This is a genomic window from Streptomyces swartbergensis (genome assembly GCF_002148965.1).
Classification (GTDB): Bacteria; Actinomycetota; Actinomycetes; order Streptomycetales; family Streptomycetaceae; genus Streptomyces; species Streptomyces swartbergensis.
In genome coordinates, this window is record NZ_NGFN01000513.1 from 1 (window position 1) to 4,162 (window position 4,162).

Below are 4,162 nucleotides of genomic sequence, written 5' to 3' on the forward strand. Positions count from 1 at the left end.
CCACCGGCGCTACCCCGCCCGCCACCGGCGCCACGGCGGCTGAAACACACTCCGGCGCACTACGCCAGCCGTGAGACTTCGCGGCACCCCCCATGCCGCCCGGCACCGCGGTCACCGCACGTCGCAAACCTTCCCGGTACCCCTCGATACCTCTCCGAAGACGCGCGTAACACGGAGTTCACCGGCCCGCCGTCATATGCCGTGGCATGGCGACGCTCGTTCGAGGGCATAAGCCAGTCAGGTCGACGCCCGAACCCCGGGTGTCGGATCTCAGCGGACGGCACGGGGCCGTCCGCCCGGGAGGCCCTTTGCACCAGCCCGATCGTGCGGTCACAGCACGGACGAAGAGGCGGAGGGCCGGTTCTCGGCCCGCGCAGGGCGGCCGACGACCGGTCCAGCTCCACTCCGTCGCTCCCCGACCTCATCCGAGGGGGTACGTCCTTCCGTGGTGACCAGCACAAAGCGCCACAAGCCCGACCGGCGCACCTACGTTCTCGACACCAGCGTCCTGCTGGCCGACCCGAACGCCCTGAGCCGCTTCGACGAGCACGAGGTCGTGCTTCCCATCGTCGTGGTGACGGAACTGGAGGCCAAGCGGAACCATCCCGAACTCGGCTACTTCGCCCGGCAGGCCCTGCGCCTGCTCGACGACTACCGGGTGCGGTACGGCCGCCTCGATGCCCCCATTCCGACCGGGGACCTCGGCGGAACCGTCCGTGTCGAGCTCAATCACTCGGACCCCAGCGTGCTGCCCAGCGGCTATCGCCTGGGGGACAACGACTCCCGCATCCTCGCGGTCGCCCGCAACCTGCAGGCCGAGGGGTTCGACGTCACCGTCGTGTCGAAGGACCTCCCGCTCAGGATCAAGGCGTCCTCCGTCGGACTCCTCGCCGAGGAGTACCGCGCGGAACTCGCCATCACGGACTCCTCCGGCTGGACCGGAATGTCCGAACTGACCCTGCCCGGCGAACAGGTGGACATCCTCTTCGAGGAGGGGCGCGTCTACGTCCCCGAGGCCGCCGACCTGCCGGTGCACACGGGCCTGATGATCCAGTCGGAGCGCGGCAAGGCGCTCGGGCGGGTCACGCCCGAGGGCAACATCCGTGTCGTACCGGGGGATCGTGAGGCGTTCGGCATCAAGGGCCGCAGCGCCGAGCAGCGGATCGCGCTGGACCTGCTGCTCGACCCGGACGTCGGGATCGTGTCGATGGGCGGCCGGGCCGGCACCGGCAAGTCGGCGCTGGCGCTGTGCGCGGGTCTGGAGGCGGTGCTGGAGCGCCGTCAGCACCAGAAGGTGATGGTCTTCCGTCCGCTCTACGCGGTGGGCGGGCAGGAGCTCGGCTATCTGCCCGGCACCGAGGCGGAGAAGATGAGCCCCTGGGCGCAGGCGGTGTTCGACACGCTGTCGGCGGTCACCAGCCGGGAGGTCATCGAGGAGGTCACCGCCCGCGGGATGCTGGAGGTGCTGCCGCTCACCCACATCCGCGGCCGTTCGCTGCACGACGCGTTCGTGATCGTCGACGAGGCACAGTCGCTGGAGAGGAACGTACTTCTTACCGTTCTGTCCCGGATCGGGGCCAATTCACGGGTGGTTCTCACCCATGACGTGGCCCAGCGGGACAACCTGAGGGTCGGCCGGTACGACGGTGTCGTCGCCGTCGTCGAGAAGCTGAAGGGGCATCCGCTGTTCGCGCATGTGACCCTGACCCGGTCCGAGCGGTCGCAGATCGCCGCTCTTGTGACCGAAATGCTCGAAGACGGGCAGATCTGACCGTCCTGCCCCAAACGGTGGCGGTTGCGCAGTAGTTGGCGCCGTCCGGAAAGGCGAAGAGCCTAGCCGGGCGGCGCCTTCGCGTGTGGGCGTTTGTGTGAATCTCCCGCGTCAAACGGGATGTGAGCTTTCACACGCAACTCGGAATTGCCTTGCCCCGTCGAGTTGCGGCAGAGTCTCACTCCTGTCAGGCCCCGCATACGACACACCTGTACCCCCAGCGGTACGGCACCACTAAAAGCACAGCGTCAACTGCATAGCGATGTCGTATGCCGCCCGAGTACCACGCGGCACTCCCCACGGGGGAGTTGCCCACCGGGCCCGTGCCTCCCGTGACCCGCAGTTGGGGAGGCCAGTGCCAGGGGCACGATTGCGTCCGCGAGGGTCACCGAAGCGGGCGATGCTGGAAGGAAAACCGTGTGAGCCGGATCTCGGTCCGGGGACTCGCAGTGGCTTCGGCCACGGCGGTCACCGCTGTCGGAAGCGTCGTCGGCGTTGCCTCGGGCAGCACCGCGCAGAACAACGACGCCGAAGCGACGGCCAGCGGCACCACGCTGCTCGCAGACATTCCCGCGGGCCAGCAGGCCCAGGTGCAGACGGCGTCGCTGACGCAGCAGGCCGACGCACAGGCCATCGCCGCCGACGCGAGCGCGAAGAAGGACGCCGAGGAGGCCGCCCGCAAGGCTGCCGCCGAGACGGCCATCGCCAAGAAGAAGGAAGCCGCCGAGAAGGCCGCCGCGGCCGAGAAGGCCGCCAAGGAGCGCGCGGAGGCCAAGGAGGCCGCGAGCCGCTCCAAGGACATCTCCGACTTCCCCGTCGCGACCTCCTACTCCATCGCGCAGATCCAGGCGATGGCGCGGCAGATGGTGCCGGCGGGTCAGTTCCAGTGCTTCAGCAACATCGTGGACCACGAGTCCGACTGGAACTACAAGGCGGTCAACCCTTCCTCCGGGGCTTACGGCATGTTCCAGGCGCTGCCCGGTACCAAGATGTCCTCTGCCGGTGCCGACTGGCGGACCAACCCGGCCACCCAGATCAAGTGGGGCCTGAACTACATGAACGACCGCTACGGCAGCCCGTGTGATGCCTGGTCGTTCTGGCAGGCCAACAACTGGTACTGAGCCCGCGGCCCTGAGCCGCAGCCATCCTCAGCGCAAGCCCCTCACCGTCGCACGGTGAGGGGCTCGCGCCATGTACGGTCTTGACGGACGACTCCAGGGGGGAGTGGTGCGGAGAGACGGGGGAAAAGGACGGATCATGTCGCGAGTGCCAGGGTGGCTCGGCCGGCTCGGTGCCGGACTGACCGAGATGAGCGAGCGGTGGAACGAACGCCGCGCCGAGGCCGAACGGGAGCGGGACGAATCCGAGTCCCGGACATCGCCCGACGAACACGTGCCGCCGCCCCCGGACTACGCGCCCGACGTTCCCGCACGGCCCGATCCCGCGCTGGCCGTGCCGTGGGGGGTGCGGGTCGCGGCGGAGGCCGGCTGGCGGCTGCTCGTCCTCGCCGGCACGCTGTGGGTGCTGACGCGGATCATCAGCGCCGTCCAGCTGGTGGTGCTGTCGTTCGCGAGCGCACTGCTCATCACCGCGATCCTCCAGCCGACGGTGGCGCGGCTGCGGCGGCTGGGGGTGCCGCGCGGGCCGGCCACGGCGCTCACGGCGATCCTCGGCTTCGTCGTCATGGGACTCATCGGCTGGTTCGTGACCTGGCAGGTCATGGAGAACATCGACGACCTCTCGGGCCAGATCCAGGACGGCATCGACGAGTTGCGGAACTGGCTGCTGAACAGCCCGTTCCACGTCACGGACAAGCAGATCAACGAGATCGCCAAGAACCTGCGGGAGGCGGTCGGCGCGAACACCGACCAGATCACCTCGGCGGGGCTGGAGGGCGTGACGGTCGTCGTCGAGGCGCTGACGGGGATTCTGCTGGCGGTGTTCTCGACGCTGTTCCTGCTCTACGACGGCAAGCGGATCTGGCAGTGGACGCTGAAGCTGGTGCCGGCGGCGGCGCGGCCCGGGGTGGCCGGGGCCGGGCCCGCGGCGTGGCGGACGCTGACGGCGTATGTGCGGGGCACGGTGATCGTCGCGCTGATCGACGCGATCTTCATCGGGCTGGGGATCTACTTCCTCGATGTGCCGATGGCCGTGCCGCTGGCGGTGTTCATCTTCCTGTTCGCGTTCATCCCGCTGGTGGGTGCGGTGGTGTCCGGGGCGCTGGCGGTCGTCGTCGCGCTGGTCACCCAGGGGGTGTTCACGGCTGTCATGACGCTGGCGGTGGTGCTGGCGGTGCAGCAGATCGAGGGCCACATCCTGCAACCGTTCATTCTGGGGCGGGCGGTGCGGGTGCATCCGCTGGCGGTGGTGCTGTCCGTGGCGTGCGGGGGG

Annotated in this window: 3 protein-coding genes; all 3 read left to right on the plus strand. The window is 69.1% G+C overall.

Annotated elements, in window-relative coordinates; translation table 11 throughout:
- Positions 1-445 precede the first annotated feature (445 nt).
- Positions 446-1,771, plus strand: a complete 1,326-nt coding sequence (phoH2, locus tag CA983_RS41220; protein WP_086605783.1) for an RNA 5'-3' helicase PhoH2 — start codon at positions 446-448, stop codon at positions 1,769-1,771.
- A 419-nt stretch (positions 1,772-2,190) separates the two neighbouring features.
- Positions 2,191-2,892, plus strand: a complete 702-nt coding sequence (locus tag CA983_RS41225; RefSeq protein WP_208637161.1) for an aggregation-promoting factor C-terminal-like domain-containing protein — start codon at positions 2,191-2,193, stop codon at positions 2,890-2,892.
- Positions 2,893-3,028: 136 nt separating this feature from the next.
- Positions 3,029-4,162, plus strand: a 1,134-nt coding sequence (locus CA983_RS41230) for an AI-2E family transporter (protein ID WP_086605785.1), incomplete at its 3' end; no start/stop codon positions are given.